This is a genomic window from Superficieibacter sp. BNK-5, assembly GCF_047456055.1.
Taxonomy (GTDB): Bacteria; Pseudomonadota; Gammaproteobacteria; order Enterobacterales; family Enterobacteriaceae; genus Superficieibacter.
Genome location: NZ_CP179893.1, coordinates 2,889,366 through 2,904,786, shown reverse-complemented (window position 1 = coordinate 2,904,786; position 15,421 = coordinate 2,889,366). Strand labels below are relative to the sequence as shown.

At 54.6% G+C, this 15,421-nt stretch carries 14 protein-coding genes; 12 read left to right on the top strand and 2 right to left on the bottom strand.

Annotated elements, in window-relative coordinates; translation table 11 throughout:
• Positions 1–132: 132 nt before the first annotated feature.
• The 9 genes from miaB to ACMGGS_RS13890 all read left to right on the top strand — a co-directional run bounded on the left by miaB (position 133) and on the right by ACMGGS_RS13890 (position 9,383).
• Positions 133–1,557 (top strand): tRNA (N6-isopentenyl adenosine(37)-C2)-methylthiotransferase MiaB, encoded by a 1,425-nt coding sequence (miaB, locus tag ACMGGS_RS13930; protein WP_414163141.1) that lies wholly within the window; start codon positions 133–135, stop codon positions 1,555–1,557.
• Positions 1,558–1,728: 171 nt separating this feature from the next.
• Positions 1,729–2,769 carry a PhoH family protein gene (locus tag ACMGGS_RS13925; protein ID WP_176917666.1) on the top strand — a complete coding sequence of 347 codons (1,041 nt, stop codon included), beginning with the start codon at positions 1,729–1,731 and terminating at the stop codon, positions 2,767–2,769.
• Entirely contained in the window at positions 2,766–3,233 is a 468-nt protein-coding gene (gene ybeY, locus ACMGGS_RS13920; RefSeq protein ID WP_176917667.1) for an rRNA maturation RNase YbeY, read from the top strand. The genes ACMGGS_RS13925 and ybeY overlap by 4 nt, the downstream gene beginning before the upstream one ends.
• A gap of 97 nt (positions 3,234–3,330) precedes the next feature.
• Positions 3,331–4,209, top strand: coding sequence for a CNNM family magnesium/cobalt transport protein CorC (gene corC, locus ACMGGS_RS13915; protein WP_176917668.1), 879 nt, complete (start codon positions 3,331–3,333; stop codon positions 4,207–4,209).
• Between the two features lie 5 nt (positions 4,210–4,214).
• Entirely contained in the window at positions 4,215–5,756 is a 1,542-nt protein-coding gene (gene lnt / locus ACMGGS_RS13910; protein WP_414163140.1) for an apolipoprotein N-acyltransferase, read from the top strand.
• 415 nt (positions 5,757–6,171) lie between these two features.
• Positions 6,172–7,080: an amino acid ABC transporter substrate-binding protein gene (locus tag ACMGGS_RS13905; protein ID WP_414163139.1), complete on the top strand. Its 909-nt coding sequence runs from the start codon at positions 6,172–6,174 to the stop codon at positions 7,078–7,080.
• Between the two features lie 163 nt (positions 7,081–7,243).
• On the top strand, positions 7,244–7,984 hold the full coding sequence (gltJ, locus tag ACMGGS_RS13900) for a glutamate/aspartate ABC transporter permease GltJ (RefSeq protein WP_176917671.1): 741 nt from the start codon (positions 7,244–7,246) through the stop codon (positions 7,982–7,984).
• A complete protein-coding gene (gene gltK, locus ACMGGS_RS13895) occupies positions 7,984–8,661 on the top strand; it encodes a glutamate/aspartate ABC transporter permease GltK (RefSeq protein ID WP_176917672.1) in 678 nt (225 codons plus the stop codon). The genes gltJ and gltK overlap by 1 nt, the downstream gene beginning before the upstream one ends.
• On the top strand, positions 8,658–9,383 hold the full coding sequence (locus tag ACMGGS_RS13890) for an ATP-binding cassette domain-containing protein (RefSeq protein ID WP_176917673.1): 726 nt from the start codon (positions 8,658–8,660) through the stop codon (positions 9,381–9,383). The genes gltK and ACMGGS_RS13890 overlap by 4 nt, the downstream gene beginning before the upstream one ends.
• Before the next feature lie 62 nt (positions 9,384–9,445).
• Here ACMGGS_RS13890 and ACMGGS_RS13885 read toward each other — a convergent pair whose 3' ends face one another.
• Together ACMGGS_RS13885 and ACMGGS_RS13880 are read right to left on the bottom strand one after the other, a co-directional pair.
• Positions 9,446–10,405: a hypothetical protein gene (locus tag ACMGGS_RS13885; protein WP_414163138.1), complete on the bottom strand. Its 960-nt coding sequence runs from the start codon at positions 10,403–10,405 to the stop codon at positions 9,446–9,448.
• A gap of 104 nt (positions 10,406–10,509) precedes the next feature.
• The gene (locus tag ACMGGS_RS13880) at positions 10,510–10,992 is read right to left on the bottom strand and encodes a zinc ribbon-containing protein (protein ID WP_414166274.1); all 483 of its coding nucleotides are present in this window, start codon (positions 10,990–10,992) and stop codon (positions 10,510–10,512) included.
• Positions 10,993–11,217: 225 nt separating this feature from the next.
• Between ACMGGS_RS13880 and leuS the strand changes: the two genes are divergently transcribed.
• The 3 genes from leuS to holA are packed head-to-tail and all read left to right on the top strand — an operon-like array spanning position 11,218 to position 15,421.
• A complete protein-coding gene (gene leuS, locus ACMGGS_RS13875; protein ID WP_414163137.1) occupies positions 11,218–13,800 on the top strand; it encodes a leucine--tRNA ligase in 2,583 nt (860 codons plus the stop codon).
• Between the two features lie 14 nt (positions 13,801–13,814).
• Entirely contained in the window at positions 13,815–14,390 is a 576-nt protein-coding gene (gene lptE / locus ACMGGS_RS13870; protein ID WP_414163136.1) for an LPS assembly lipoprotein LptE, read from the top strand.
• Positions 14,390–15,421 carry a DNA polymerase III subunit delta gene (gene holA, locus ACMGGS_RS13865; RefSeq protein WP_414163135.1) on the top strand — a complete coding sequence of 344 codons (1,032 nt, stop codon included), beginning with the start codon at positions 14,390–14,392 and terminating at the stop codon, positions 15,419–15,421. Before lptE ends, holA begins: the two co-directional genes overlap by 1 nt.

The following is a 15,421-nucleotide window of genomic DNA, read 5'->3' as shown; positions in this document are numbered from 1 at the left end:
TTTTGAGAGAATCCCTTAAGTTTACAGGATTTTCGCTTTTATTTGGCCGGAAGATGAACTATGGTCACAACCGCGCCAAAGCATTACAATACGCGCCCTGCATTCCTGGTACTATTTCGCAAGAGCAAGTCAATGACAAAAAAACTCCACATTAAAACCTGGGGCTGTCAGATGAATGAATACGATTCATCAAAGATGGCCGATCTGCTGGACGCCACGCATGGCTACCAACTCACTGAGGTAGCGGAAGAGGCGGATGTGCTGCTGCTTAACACCTGCTCAATCCGCGAGAAGGCCCAGGAGAAGGTCTTCCATCAGTTAGGTCGCTGGAGATTATTAAAGGAAAAAAATCCGGACCTGATTATCGGCGTCGGCGGCTGCGTGGCCTCACAGGAAGGCGACCATATTCGCCAGCGCGCCAACTACGTGGATATTATCTTCGGACCGCAGACCCTGCACCGCCTGCCAGAGATGATCAACTCCGTGCGCGGCGATCGCAGCCCGGTGGTTGATATCAGCTTCCCGGAAATCGAGAAATTCGACCGTCTGCCGGAACCGCGTGCTGATGGCCCGACCGCCTTCGTTTCTATTATGGAAGGCTGCAACAAATACTGTACCTACTGCGTGGTGCCCTATACCCGTGGTGAAGAAGTCAGCCGTCCGTGCGACGACATTCTGTTTGAAATCGCTCAATTGGCAGCGCAGGGTGTGCGTGAAGTTAACCTGCTCGGCCAGAACGTGAATGCCTGGCGTGGTGAGAACTACGACGGTACCCCCGGTTCCTTCGCCGAGTTACTACGTCTGGTTGCCGCCATTGACGGTATTGATCGGGTGCGCTTCACCACCAGCCACCCGATCGAATTTACTGACGACATTATCGAAGTCTATCGCGATACGCCGGAGCTGGTGAGTTTCCTCCATCTGCCGGTACAAAGCGGTTCCGACCGCGTGCTGAACCTGATGAGCCGTACCCACACCGCGCTGGAGTACAAGGCAATCATTCGCAAGCTGCGTGCCGCGCGTCCGGATATTCAGGTCAGCTCTGACTTTATCGTCGGCTTCCCCGGTGAAACTACCGAGGACTTCGAGAAGACCATGAAGCTGATTGCTGACGTCAATTTTGACATGAGCTACAGCTTTATCTTCTCTGCCCGTCCGGGTACGCCCGCCGCCGATATGGTCGACGACGTACCGGAAGAAGAGAAGAAACAGCGTCTCTATATTCTGCAGGAGCGCATTAACCAGCAGGCGATGGCCTGGAGCCGTCGTATGCTCGGCACTACCCAGCGCATCCTGGTGGAAGGCACCTCGCGCAAAAGCATTATGGAGCTGTCGGGCCGTACCGAAAATAACCGCGTGGTGAACTTTGAAGGTACGCCGGAGATGATCGGCAAGTTTGTCGACGTTGAAATTACCGACGTTTACCCGAACTCTCTACGCGGCAAGCTGGTGCGTACTGAAGAGGAAATGGGTCTGCGCATCAATGAATCCCCGGCATCGGTCATTGCCCGCACCCGCAAAGAAAATGAGATTGGCGTTGGCATTTACCAGCCGTAGTCTTCCCGGCCTGCCTCACGGCAGGCCTTGTTTTCCCTCTTCTCGTCCCCCATATTGACTCCAGTGCTTGCGCCTTTTTCTGTGGCGTGAATAATTTCATTATCACCAATCCATTTTGCCCGATCCCTGCCTTCGACTCGCGATCCGGCTATACGGTAAAAGAGGAACAGTTTGAATACAGAATCTCGTGAAATTACCCTTGAGCCAGCCGATAACGCCCGACTATTGAGCCTGTGCGGACCATTTGATGACAACATCAAACATCTGGAGCGTCGGTTGGGCATCGAGATCAATCGCCACGACTACCACTTTACACTCACTGGCCGGCCGATCTGTGTGAATGCTGCGGCGGATATCCTGCGTACGCTGTACGTCGATACTGCCCCGATGCGCGGCCAGATCCAGGATATCGAGCCGGAACAAATCCACCTCGCCATTAAAGAAGCGCGGGTGCTGGAGCAGAGCGCTGAGAGTGTGCCGGAGTACGGCAAAGCGATTCATATCAAAACCAAACGCGGGGTAATCAAACCGCGCACGCCGAACCAGGCGCAGTACATCGCCAATATTCTCGACCACGACATCACCTTTGGCGTCGGTCCTGCCGGTACGGGGAAAACCTATCTGGCGGTCGCGGCGGCGGTAGATGCCCTTGAGCGTCAGGAAATTCGCCGTATTCTGCTGACCCGTCCGGCGGTGGAAGCCGGTGAAAAGCTGGGCTTCCTGCCGGGCGATCTCAGCCAGAAGGTCGACCCGTATCTGCGCCCGCTGTATGACGCGCTGTTTGAGATGCTCGGCTTTGAGAAAGTCGAGAAGCTGATGGAGCGCAACGTGATTGAAGTCGCGCCGCTGGCCTATATGCGCGGTCGTACCCTCAACGATGCGTTTATCATCCTCGATGAGAGCCAGAACACCACCATCGAACAGATGAAAATGTTCCTGACCCGTATCGGCTTCAACTCCAAAGCGGTGATCACCGGTGACATCACCCAGGTCGACCTGCCGCGCAGTACCAAGTCGGGGCTGCGCCATGCCATCGAAGTGCTGGCAAACGTCGAGGAAATCAGCTTTAACTTTTTCCACAGCGAAGACGTGGTGCGCCACCCGGTCGTGGCCCGTATCGTCACCGCCTATGAAGCCTGGGAAGAGGCCGATCAAAAACGTCGTGCTGAACTGGCCGAAGAACGTAAGCGCGACGCGCAGGAGCAAAAATGAGTGCAGTGATCCTCGACCTTCAACTGGCCTGCGAAAACAACGCGGGCCTGCCGGAAGAACGTCAGTTTCAGACATGGCTGGATGCCGTTATCCCCCAGTTTCAGGAAGAATCAGAAGTGACGATTCGTCTGGTAGATGAAGCAGAAAGCCACGAGCTTAACCTGACGTATCGCGGCAAGGATAAATCCACCAACGTGCTCTCCTTTCCTTTTGAAGCGCCACCGGGCATTGAGATGCCGCTATTGGGCGATCTGATCATCTGCCGCCAGGTAGTTGAACAGGAAGCAAAAGAGCAGGAGAAACCGCTGGAAGCGCACTGGGCGCATATGGTCATTCACGGTAGCCTTCATCTGCTGGGCTATGACCATATTGAAGACGACGAAGCAGAAGAGATGGAGTCGCTCGAAACAGAGATAATGCTTGCTCTGGGCTACGAGGATCCGTACATTGCCGAGAAGGAATAACCTGCACGCCAGTCCGCTGGCGCACAGGCGTCCCGCCCGGCGCTGACGATGCGCGCCGCGGCGACATTTTAACTAACATGAGAACCCACACGACGCCATGAGCGACGACAATTCACACAGTAGTGACACAATAAATAGCAAGAAGGGATTTTTCTCCCTGTTATTAAGCCAACTCTTCCACGGCGAACCGAAAAACCGTGATGAACTGCTGGCGCTGATCCGTGATTCCGGGCAGAACGAGCTTATCGATGAAGATACGCGCGATATGCTCGAAGGGGTAATGGACATTGCCGACCAGCGCGTCCGCGATATCATGATCCCCCGCTCGCAGATGGTCACCCTGAAACGCAATCAGACGCTGGACGAATGCCTCGATGTCATCATCGAATCCGCCCACTCGCGTTTCCCGGTCATCAGCGAAGATAAAGATCACGTTGAAGGGATTCTGATGGCCAAAGATCTGCTGCCGTTTATGCGCAGCGATGCCGAAGCCTTCAGCATGGAAAAGGTGTTACGTCAGGCGGTGGTTGTTCCTGAAAGCAAACGGGTTGACCGGATGCTCAAGGAGTTCCGTTCTCAGCGTTATCATATGGCGATTGTTATCGACGAGTTTGGCGGCGTTTCTGGTCTGGTGACCATTGAAGACATCCTCGAACTGATTGTCGGTGAAATTGAAGACGAGTACGACGAAGAAGAAGATATCGACTTCCGTCAGTTAAGCCGCCATACCTGGACCCTGCGCGCGCTGGCCTCTATTGAGGACTTTAACGAAACCTTCGGCACGAATTTTAGCGATGACGAAGTCGATACCATTGGTGGTCTTGTCATGCAGGCGTTTGGTCATCTACCCGCCCGCGGTGAAACGATTGATATCGATGGTTATCAGTTCAAAGTCGCTATGGCCGACAGCCGTCGGGTCATTCAGGTCCACGTCAAACTCCCGGACGATGCTGCGCAACCTAAACTGGACGAGTAATGTAAATGGCATTTGCCTCACTGTTTGAACGCCAGCGCGTACGTCTGATGCTGGCGCTACTTTTGGGAGCCAGCGGAACGCTGGCTTTTTCTCCTTATGACGTCTGGCCCGCCGCGCTTGTTTCGCTGGTGGGGCTTCAGGGGTTGACGCTTAACCGCCGTCCGTTACAGGCCGCCGCGATTGGTTTCTTCTGGGGCTTTGGCCTTTTTGGCAGCGGCATTAACTGGGTCTATGTCAGTATCGCGCAGTTTGGCGGCATGCCGGGGCCGATTAACGTTTTCCTGGTCGTGTTGCTCGCCGCGTATATGTCGCTTTATACCGGGCTTTTCGGCGGCGTTCTCGCTCGACTATGGCCGAAAACAAACTGGGTGCGTGTGGCAATCGCCGCGCCGGTGGTCTGGCAAATCAGCGAGTTTTTACGCGGCTGGGTGCTAACCGGGTTCCCGTGGCTACAGTTCGGCTATAGCCAGATCGACGGCCCGCTGAAAGGTATGGCTCCGGTGATGGGCGTAGAAGCCATCAACTTCCTGTTGATGGTGGTGAGCGGTCTGCTGGTACTGGCCGCGGCAACGCGCAACTGGCGACCGCTGGTGGCAGCGGTCGTGCTGTTTGCCCTGCCCTTCCCGCTGCGCTATATCCAGTGGTATCAGCCGGAGCCGGAAAAGACGACTCAGGTGTCGCTGGTGCAGGGCAATATCCCTCAGTCGCTAAAATGGGATGAGGGCCAGCTTCTCGCCACGTTGAAAGTCTATATCGACGCCACCAAACCGCTGATGGGTAAATCGTCACTGATTATCTGGCCGGAATCGGCGATTACCGATCTTGAGATTAACCAGCAGCCGTTGCTCGGCGAGCTGGACGGTATGCTGCGCGAGAAAGGCAGTTCGCTTATTACTGGCATTGTCGATGCGCGGCTGAATAAGCAGAATCGTTACGATACCTACAACACCATCATCACTCTGGGTAAAGGATCGCCGTACAGCTACAACTCCGACGATCGCTACAATAAAAACCATCTGGTACCGTTTGGTGAATTCGTGCCGCTGGAATCTATTCTGCGTCCGCTGGCCCCGTTCTTTGACCTGCCGATGTCCTCTTTCAGCCGTGGGCCGTATGTTCAGCCTCCGCTGTCGGTAGATGGCTATAAGCTGACGGCGGCGATCTGTTACGAGATCATCCTCGGTGAGCAGGTACGGGATAATTTCCGTCCGGAGAATGATTTCCTGCTGACGATCTCCAACGACGCGTGGTTTGGTAAATCCATCGGCCCGTGGCAGCATTTCCAGATGGCGCGGATGCGTGCGCTGGAGCTGGCACGTCCGCTGCTGCGCAGCACCAACAACGGTATTACGGCGGTGATTGGTGCCGACGGTGACGTTCAGGCAATGATCCCGCAGTTTACCCGTCAGGTGCTGACCGCTAACGTGACGCCAACTACCGGCCTGACGCCTTACGCGCGTACCGGTAACTGGCCGCTGTGGATTATTACCGCCCTGTTTGGCTTTGGTGGACTGGTGATGAGTTTGCGCCAACGCCGTAAGCCCTAAACGCTCTGCCCCTGCATGCCCGGCGGCGCAAGCTTGCCGGGCCTACAGTCTAAAACATACCTCGTTCCCGGCATTCCGACGTCAATTTCCCCTATACACCTCTCCTCACCCATTCCTGGCACATCCTTTGCTTATTATCTATAACAGGCTGCGAAATACGCATAAGGCGCAACCCGGTCGCACCATATTGGCGCACCGGTAGCACCTGAAAAGTGCAAGCCCCTATTTTTGCCTTCAAATGGTGCGGGTTACTTCGCAAAAATAAACAATAACGCAGCAAAATCTTTACATTAAGCCAGACTAAATGTTAACAAATGGCAATAACACTGCACGCTTAAGTCGCAGGTCATAACAACACAACACTCACAATGGGTATCAATAGCGTCCCGACGCTGACGATAAAAAGGAGTTGGATATGCAATTACGTAAACTGGCCACGGCAATGCTGGTGATGGGCGTCTCGGCGGGCGTGGTCCATGCAGAAGATGCGGCCCCGGCGGCGGGCAGCACGCTGGATAAAATCGCTAAAAACGGCGTCATCGTTGTCGGTCACCGCGAATCATCCGTGCCGTTCTCCTATTACGATAATCAGCAAAAAGTGGTCGGTTATTCTCAGGACTACTCTAACGCCATCGTTGAAGCGGTGAAGAAAAAGCTCAATAAACCTGACCTGCAGGTGAAGCTTATTCCTATCACTTCCCAGAACCGTATTCCACTGCTGCAAAACGGCACTTTTGACTTCGAGTGCGGCTCCACCACCAATAACCTTGAGCGTCAAAAACAGGCGTCCTTCTCCGATACCATCTTTGTTGTCGGCACTCGTTTGCTGGCGAAAAAAGGCGGCAACGTGAAAGACTTCCCGGACCTGAAAGGCAAAGCTGTGGTTGTGACTTCCGGTACGACCTCAGAAGTGCTGCTGCATAAGCTCAACGATGAGCAGAAAATGGATATGCGCATTATCAGCGCCAAAGACCACGGCGATTCCTTCCGCACGCTGGAAAGCGGCCGCGCCGTCGCCTTTATGATGGATGACGCCCTGCTGGCCGGTGAACGCGCCAAGGCGAAGAAACCGGATAACTGGGAGATCGTCGGCAAGCCGCAGTCCCAGGAATCTTACGGCTGTATGCTGCGTAAAGATGATGCGCAATTTAAAAAGCTGATGGATGACACCATCGCCCAGGCGCAAACCTCAGGCGAAGCGGAAAAATGGTTTGATAAGTGGTTTAAAAATCCTATCCCGCCGAAAAACCTGAACATGAATTTCGAACTCTCTGATGAGATGAAAGCACTGTTCAAAGAACCGAATGACAAAGCGCTGAACTAATTAAAAAGAAACAGGGGCAGGCTTATCTGCCCTCTCGATTGCTGGACAGCACGGACAGACTATACGCCGGGGGGTCGTTCCCCACCCGACGCGAAAACCGCAGTACGCTGTTTAACGATCTTCGAGGGTAGCGCTGCTACCCTTTTTTTTCTGGAGTAGATGTATGTCCATAGACTGGAACTGGGGTATTTTTTTACAGCAGGCTCCGTTCGGCAATACGACTTACCTGGGCTGGCTGTGGAACGGCTTCCAGGTTACCGTCGCGCTGTCGATTACCGCCTGGATTATCGCCTTTCTTATTGGCTCACTATTTGGCATTTTGCGCACCGTGCCCAACCGTTTTTTATCCGGCCTCGGCACGCTGTACGTTGAACTGTTCCGTAACGTTCCGCTGATCGTCCAGTTTTTTACCTGGTATCTGGTGGTGCCGGAGCTATTACCTGAAGATCTCGGCATGTGGTTTAAAGCCGAACTGGATCCTAATATCCAGTTTTTCCTTTCCTCGATGATTTGTCTGGGGCTGTTTACCGCCGCCCGCGTCTGCGAGCAGGTCCGCGCCGCTATTCAGTCGCTGCCGCGCGGGCAGAAAAATGCCGCGCTGGCGATGGGGTTAACGCTGCCGCAAGCCTACCGCTACGTGCTGTTGCCGAATGCCTATCGGGTCATCGTTCCACCGATGACCTCTGAGATGATGAACCTGGTAAAAAACTCGGCCATCGCCTCCACCATTGGTCTGGTGGATATGGCGGCGCAGGCCGGCAAATTGCTGGACTATTCCGCGCACGCCTGGGAGTCTTTCACCGCTATCACCCTCGCTTATGTGTTGATCAATGCCATTATCATGCTGGTGATGAATCTGGTAGAACGTAAAATCCGCCTGCCTGGCAATATGGGAGGCAAATAATGTACGAGTTTGACTGGAGTTCTATCGTCCCCTCCCTGCCGTATCTGCTGGCCGGGCTGGTCGTTACGCTGAAGATTACCGTCACGGCGGTGATTATCGGAATCGTCTGGGGTACTCTCCTCGCCGTCATGCGGCTGTCGAGCTTTGCACCGGTTGCCTGGTTCGCCAAAGCTTACGTTAACGTCTTCCGCTCCATCCCGCTGGTGATGGTGCTGCTGTGGTTTTATCTGATTGTTCCCGGATTCCTGCAAAACGTGCTGGGACTGTCGCCGAAAACCGATATCCGACTTATCTCCGCGATGGTCGCCTTTTCGATGTTTGAAGCGGCCTATTACTCAGAGATTATCCGTGCGGGTATTCAGAGTATTTCTCGCGGGCAGTCGAGCGCCGCGCTGGCGCTGGGGATGACCCACTGGCAGTCGATGAAATTGATTATTCTGCCGCAGGCGTTTCGCGCGATGGTGCCGTTGCTGCTCACTCAGGGAATTGTCCTGTTCCAGGATACTTCCCTGGTATACGTATTAAGTCTCGCCGACTTCTTCCGCACCGCCTCCACTATCGGCGAGCGTGACGGCACCCAGGTCGAGATGATCCTCTTTGCCGGTGCAGTGTATTTTGTTATTAGCCTGAGTGCTTCGCTGTTAGTCAGCTATTTGAAGAAAAGGACAGTATCATGATTTCCCTGAAAAATGTTTCTAAATGGTATGGTCACTTTCAGGTGCTGACCGACTGCTCAACCGAAGTGAAAAAAGGCGAAGTGGTGGTAGTTTGCGGCCCTTCCGGTTCCGGTAAATCGACGCTGATCAAGACCGTTAACGGCCTTGAGCCGGTACAAAAAGGCGAGATTGTCGTTAACGGCACCAAAGTCAACGATAAGAAGACTAACCTCGCCGAGCTGCGCTCGCACGTGGGGATGGTGTTCCAGCACTTCGAACTTTTCCCGCATCTGTCGATCATTGAGAACCTGACGCTGGCGCAGGTGAAAGTACTTAAGCGCAACAAAGCCGCCGCGCGGGAAAAAGGGCTGAAGCTTCTTGAACGCGTCGGCCTTTCCGCGCATGCCAATAAGTTTCCGTCACAGCTTTCCGGCGGTCAGCAGCAGCGCGTGGCAATTGCCCGCGCGCTGTGTATGGACCCGGTCGCGATGCTGTTTGACGAACCGACATCCGCCCTTGATCCGGAAATGATCAACGAGGTGCTGGACGTGATGGTTGAGCTGGCGAATGAGGGGATGACGATGATGGTGGTGACGCACGAGATGGGCTTTGCACGCAAAGTGGCAAATCGGGTGATTTTCATGGATGAAGGGAAAATTGTCGAAGATTCAGCGAAAGAGGAGTTCTTTGCTAATCCACAGTCCGACCGTGCGAAAGATTTTCTCGCCAAAATCCTGCATTAATCTTGCTGGCGCGCACCGCAGAGTGCGCGCCGTTTTATTGTTACATTGAAACAAACGGCTATTTATTTCAAAGTCAACAACGTCTGACTTACCTCTTCCGTAGTCGCTTCTTGTGCAACCTCGTCAAAGGTTGCCTGAGTAACCTTCACCTGACCCGGATGCTGCGGATCGCGCTTTATCAGATCCGCTGCCGTGGCGGTTTCCTGTAAATTAATATTCATAGAGAAGCCCGGCATGGTTTTGATCCACTGCTTCTGCTGAATATCGTAGACATACACCACACGCATGGCGCTGGTCCACCACTCAGGAAAAGCCACCACCCGGTCGCGGCCGCTATCATCCAGCCCGGGCAGCGTTTCCATGCGCCCCACCAGACATTGCGATATTTTTACTGGCTTGACGTCAGGGTCGCTATTCCACAGCGTACAGTCGCAATCGGTCTCTTCTGTACATGCGCCGCCGGTACGCGGATCGGCATCACTCATCCATGCGTAACTTGTAGATTTTCCATCGAATTTTCCTTTGATCACCCCGGCATAAACCTCTTTATTCTGATTAGCGCGAGTAACGGCGTCCGTTTCGCTGACTATGCGCCAGCCTGCGGGAGTTTTTGTCAGTTGTAGCTCTGCCGGATAATTTTTTTCCTTAAACGCTTCCAGCCCGGCAGATTTCACAAAACGCACCATGACACGATCGTCACTCTCCTCAACCGGCTGAATAGTCAGCGTACTGATAATACTCTGCTGATACTGCTGATTTTTCGCCAGAAAAGCCTGACTGTTGGCAATCACCTGCTGCGCGGGTAGCGTTTTACCAAACCACTCCACCTGGTCGGCGTAAAGCGACTGCGGCTGGGCATTCTCTGCCCGATTCAGAACATCATTCCAGCGATCCACCAGCGCATTAATTTGCTGTTCGTCGGTGGCGGTCAAGGTGAGGTCGGCGTGAGCGGCAAAAGTGCCCAGAAACAATAAGGCCGCCGCGAGGTGACGGTTAAAAGGGAGAAAAGTGGTGTTCATCATCGGTCCCTGTCGATTGGGTAATCAGCACGCGAGGTATCATCCCTGATGAGTGCTGGCGCGCCGGGCAGTAGTTATAGGCATTCTGCGCCGACGCTTTGCGGCTATCAAGGCTCAAATGGCCGTCTCTGAAACTGATCGTGCCCGCATTTCGGACACAGCGGCAGTACGTCAGGGGTATACACCGCCAGATGGAAGTGGCACTTCTCGCACACCAGATTGCCCAGCCCCACCACTTCCCCGCTGTGATACACGCCGTGATGGTTGAGATCCTGGAACACTTCGCGCCACTCCAGCTGCGTTTTATCGGTAATATCCGCCAGTTGCTGCCAGACGCTCTCCTTAATGACCCGCAGGAAAACACTATCTGCAACGTCGTTCTGGCTCTCTTCATAGCTTCTGGCAAACTCTTCCAGATCGCGTCGTACAGCCTTGATCAGCTCATCGATTTCGGTTCGCGTTAACTCCCCGGTTTGCGTTACCCGCAGGCGCGCCTGCTCGACCAGCGCATCGATATCGTGGTCGCCATTGCGCAGCCGCTCCGTTAATGTGGCTACCAGCTCCCGGTAAAATTGAGCAACCTTGTTCATCATTTCGTCTCCTGGGTCGTTAACTACCTATAATGATAGACGTTATTTACGCTACGCTCTGTTGAGCGCGCCACAGAGAGTGTAAATTCCTGCAAGCTTTTTGCGTGCCGGGAGTATGCGAAAGGCTGTTTTGGCGCGGGCGTTTGGGCTATGCTATGCGGATCTTAATTACCACATCACACGGCTACCGTTGTAGCTATGAGCAAAACAGGACCACTGGCTGCCATGCAAGAGCAATATCGCCCGGAAGAGATAGAATCCAAAGTACAGCTTCACTGGGAAGAGAAGCGCACATTTGAAGTGACCGAAGACGCAAGTAAAGAGAAGTATTACTGCCTGTCGATGCTTCCCTATCCTTCTGGCCGACTACATATGGGCCATGTGCGCAACTATACCATCGGCGATGTGATCTCCCGTTATCAGCGCATGCTGGGTAAAAACGTGCTTCAGCCGATTGGCTGGGATGCGTTCGGTCTGCCAGCCGAAGGCGCAGCGGTGAAAAACAACACCGCGCCAGCACCGTGGACCTACGAAAATATCGCTTATATGAAAAAGCAGCTCAAAACGCTGGGTTTTGGCTATGACTGGAGCCGCGAGCTGGCGACCTGTACGCCGGAATACTATCGCTGGGAGCAGAAATTCTTCACCGAGCTATTTAAAAAAGGTCTGGTGTATAAGAAAACGTCTGCGGTGAACTGGTGCCCGAACGATCAGACCGTGCTGGCGAACGAGCAGGTCATTGACGGCTGCTGCTGGCGCTGCGACACCAAAGTTGAGCGTAAAGAGATCCCGCAGTGGTTTATTAAAATCACCGCCTACGCTGACGAACTGCTCAACGATCTGGATCATATGGATCAGTGGCCGGACACCGTGAAAACTATGCAGCGCAACTGGATCGGTCGTTCTGAAGGCGTGGAAATCACCTTCGACGTGACCGGTTACGAAAATACGCTGACCGTTTACACCACCCGCCCGGACACCTTTATGGGTGCTACCTATCTGGCCGTGGCCGCGGGTCACCCGCTGGCGCAAAAAGCCGCCGCGACGAATCCTGCCCTGGCTGCCTTTATCGATGAATGCCGCAATACCAAAGTGGCCGAAGCCGATATGGCGACGATGGAGAAAAAAGGCGTCGACACCGGCTTTAAAGCGGTTCACCCATTAACCGGCGAAGAGGTTCCGGTATGGGCGGCGAACTTTGTGCTGATGGAGTACGGCACAGGTGCGGTGATGGCTGTTCCGGGTCACGATCAGCGCGATTATGAATTTGCCACAAAATATGGGTTGACCATCAAGCCGGTGATCCTGGCCGCCGATGGTTCTGCACCGGATCTGTCCGAACAGGCGATGACGGAAAAAGGCGTGCTGTTTAACTCCGGCGAATTTGACGGACTGGCCTTTGAAGAGGCATTCAACGCCATTGCCGACAAGCTGGCGGCCAAAGGCGTAGGCGTGCGCAAAATTAACTACCGTCTGCGCGACTGGGGTGTATCTCGTCAACGTTACTGGGGTGCGCCGATCCCAATGGTCACGCTGGAAGACGGCACCGTACTGCCGACGCCGGAAGATCAACTGCCGGTGATCCTGCCAGAAGATGTGGTAATGGATGGGATCACCAGCCCGATCAAAGCCGATCCTGAGTGGGCAAAAACCACCGTGAACGGCCAGCCTGCGCTGCGTGAAACCGACACCTTCGACACCTTTATGGAATCTTCCTGGTACTACGCGCGTTACACCTGCCCGCAGTACAATGAAGGCATGCTGGACCCGGAAGCAGCGAACTACTGGCTGCCGGTCGATATCTACATTGGCGGTATTGAACATGCCATTATGCACCTGCTCTACTTCCGCTTCTTCCACAAGCTGATGCGCGATGCGGGCATGGTTAACTCTGACGAACCGGCGAAACAACTGCTGTGTCAGGGGATGGTACTGGCTGACGCGTTTTACTACGTAGGTGAAAACGGCGAGCGTAACTGGGTGTCGCCGAAAGACGCCATTACCGAGCGTGATGACAAAGGCCGTATTGTTAACGCGAAAGATGCCGCAGGTCATGAGCTGGTCTATACCGGCATGAGCAAGATGTCCAAGTCGAAAAACAACGGCATCGACCCGCAGGAAATGGTTGAACGCTACGGCGCGGATACCGTGCGTCTGTTTATGATGTTTGCCTCCCCGGCAGATATGACGCTGGAATGGCAGGAGTCTGGCGTAGAAGGCGCAAACCGCTTCCTGAAACGCGTCTGGCGTCTGGTGTACGAACATACCGCTAAAGGTGCGGCTTCCGCGCTGAACGTGGATGCGCTGAGCGAAGATCAGCAGGCGCTGCGCCGTGATGTTCACAAAACCATCGCCAAAGTCACCGACGATATCGGCCGTCGCCAGACCTTTAACACCGCTATTGCGGCGGTTATGGAGCTGATGAACAAGCTGGCGAAAGCACCGCAGGAAGATGAACAGGATCGCGCCCTGATGCAGGAAGCCCTGCTGGCGGTGGTGCGGATGCTCAGCCCGTTCACGCCGCATATGTGCTTCACCCTGTGGCAGGAACTGAAAGGTGAAGGCGACATCGACAATGCGCCGTGGCCGGTGGCTGATGAAAAAGCCATGGTCGAAAACAGCACGCTGGTTGTGGTGCAGGTCAACGGCAAAGTACGTGGTAAAATTACTGTCGCGGTAGATGCTACCGAAGAACAGGTTCGTGAACGTGCGGGTCAGGAACATCTGGTCGCAAAATACCTTGACGGCGTTACCGTGCGTAAAGTGATTTACGTGCCGGGTAAACTGCTCAATCTGGTTGTGGGTTAAACGCGGGAGGAAGCGTGCGACATCTGGTTACTCTGTTGTTATCTTTGGCGGTGCTTGCCACCGCCGGTTGTGGCTGGCATCTGCGTAGTACGACGCAGGTGCCGACAACCATGAAAACGATGATCCTGGACTCAGGCGATCCTAATGGCCCGTTGAGTCGCGCGGTGCGTAATCAACTGCGTCTGAACGGCATTGAGGTTGTAGAGCAAAAAGAGACAACGCGGAAAGATATTCCGTCTCTGCGTTTGGGCGCGGCGTCTGTTTCGCAGGATACGGCGTCGGTATTCCAGAACGGCCAGACGGCAGAGTATCAGATGGTGATGGAGGTCAGCGCATCCATGCTGATCCCGGGCCACGATATCTACCCTATCAACACCCGGGTCTACCGTTCGTTCTTTGACAACCCGCAGCGCGCACTGGCTAAAGATGCCGAGCAAAGCATGATTATCAGTGAAATGTACGATAAAGCCGCTGAACAGCTGATTCGTAAATTGCCGAGCGTGAAGGCTGCCGATGAAGAAGAAAACGCCACGACGTCTGATTCGGTTGCCCCAACGTCAGGCCGCGTAACAACGACGCTGAGCAACTGATGATTCGGTTGTACCCGGAACAACTCCGCGCGCAGCTCTCTGAAGGGCTGCGCGCGGCGTATCTGCTTCTCGGAAACGATCCCCTGCTGGTACAGGAAAGCCAGGATGCGGTGCGTCAGGCTGCCGTTGCGCAAGGGTTTGAGGAACATCATACCTTTACGCTGGAGGCCAGCACCGACTGGAACGCCCTCTATTCACTCTGTCAGGCAATGAGTCTTTTTGCCAGTCGCCAGACGCTGACATTGCTGCTGCCGGAAAACGGGCCTGGCGCGCCGTTTAATGAACCGCTCTCTACGCTGGTGAGTCTGCTGCACGACGACTTGCTGCTGATCGTGCGCGGTAACAAGCTGACCAAAGCGCAGGAAAATGCGCCGTGGATCGCCGCCCTCGCCAACCGCTCGGTGCTGGTGACCTGCCAGACCCCGGAGCAGGCGCAGCTACCGCGCTGGCTCGCCGCACGCGCTAAGCAGAACAACTTGCAGATAGACGACGCGGCCAGCCAGTTGCTGTGCTACTGCTACGAAGGCAATTTACTGGCGCTGGCACAGGCGCTGGAGCGGCTTGCGCTACTGTGGCCGGACGGGAAACTGACCCTGCCACGCGTCGAGCAGGCGGTCAACGATGCCGCGCACTTTACCCCGTTCCACTGGGTCGATGCGCTGCTGGCTGGCAAAAGCAAACGCGCGCTGCATATCCTGCATCAACTTCAGCTGGAAGCTAGCGAACCGGCGATCCTGCTGCGCACCCTGCAACGTGAACTGCTGATGCTGGTAAACCTTAAACGGCAGATGGCCCATACGCCGTTACGTTCTCTGTTCGATAAGTATCGCGTCTGGCAAAACCGCCGCGCGATGGTCGGTGAGGCGCTTAATCGTCTGAGTGAAAACCAGCTGCGTCAGGCGGTGACGCTGTTAAGCCGCGCCGAACTGACGCTCAAGCAGGATTACAGTCAGTCCGTGTGGACCAGTCTGGAAAGCCTTTCTCTGCTACTCTGTCATAAAGCGCTGGCAGAGATTTTCATTGACGGGTGA

Excerpts from the sequence above, each read along its gene's own strand:
- miaB (WP_414163141.1), top strand. The coding sequence starts at position 133 with ATGACAAAAAAACTCCACATTAAAACCTGGGGCTGTCAGATGAATGAA.
- ybeY (WP_176917667.1), top strand. The coding sequence starts at position 2,766 with ATGAGTGCAGTGATCCTCGACCTTCAACTGGCCTGCGAAAACAACGCG.
- corC (WP_176917668.1), top strand. The coding sequence starts at position 3,331 with ATGAGCGACGACAATTCACACAGTAGTGACACAATAAATAGCAAGAAG.
- lnt (WP_414163140.1), top strand. The coding sequence starts at position 4,215 with ATGGCATTTGCCTCACTGTTTGAACGCCAGCGCGTACGTCTGATGCTG.
- ACMGGS_RS13905 (WP_414163139.1), top strand. The coding sequence starts at position 6,172 with ATGCAATTACGTAAACTGGCCACGGCAATGCTGGTGATGGGCGTCTCG.
- gltJ (WP_176917671.1), top strand. The coding sequence starts at position 7,244 with ATGTCCATAGACTGGAACTGGGGTATTTTTTTACAGCAGGCTCCGTTC.
- gltK (WP_176917672.1), top strand. The coding sequence starts at position 7,984 with ATGTACGAGTTTGACTGGAGTTCTATCGTCCCCTCCCTGCCGTATCTG.
- ACMGGS_RS13890 (WP_176917673.1), top strand. The coding sequence starts at position 8,658 with ATGATTTCCCTGAAAAATGTTTCTAAATGGTATGGTCACTTTCAGGTG.
- ACMGGS_RS13885 (WP_414163138.1), bottom strand. The coding sequence starts at position 10,405 with ATGATGAACACCACTTTTCTCCCTTTTAACCGTCACCTCGCGGCGGCC.
- ACMGGS_RS13880 (WP_414166274.1), bottom strand. The coding sequence starts at position 10,992 with ATGAACAAGGTTGCTCAATTTTACCGGGAGCTGGTAGCCACATTAACG.
- leuS (WP_414163137.1), top strand. The coding sequence starts at position 11,218 with ATGCAAGAGCAATATCGCCCGGAAGAGATAGAATCCAAAGTACAGCTT.
- holA (WP_414163135.1), top strand. The coding sequence starts at position 14,390 with ATGATTCGGTTGTACCCGGAACAACTCCGCGCGCAGCTCTCTGAAGGG.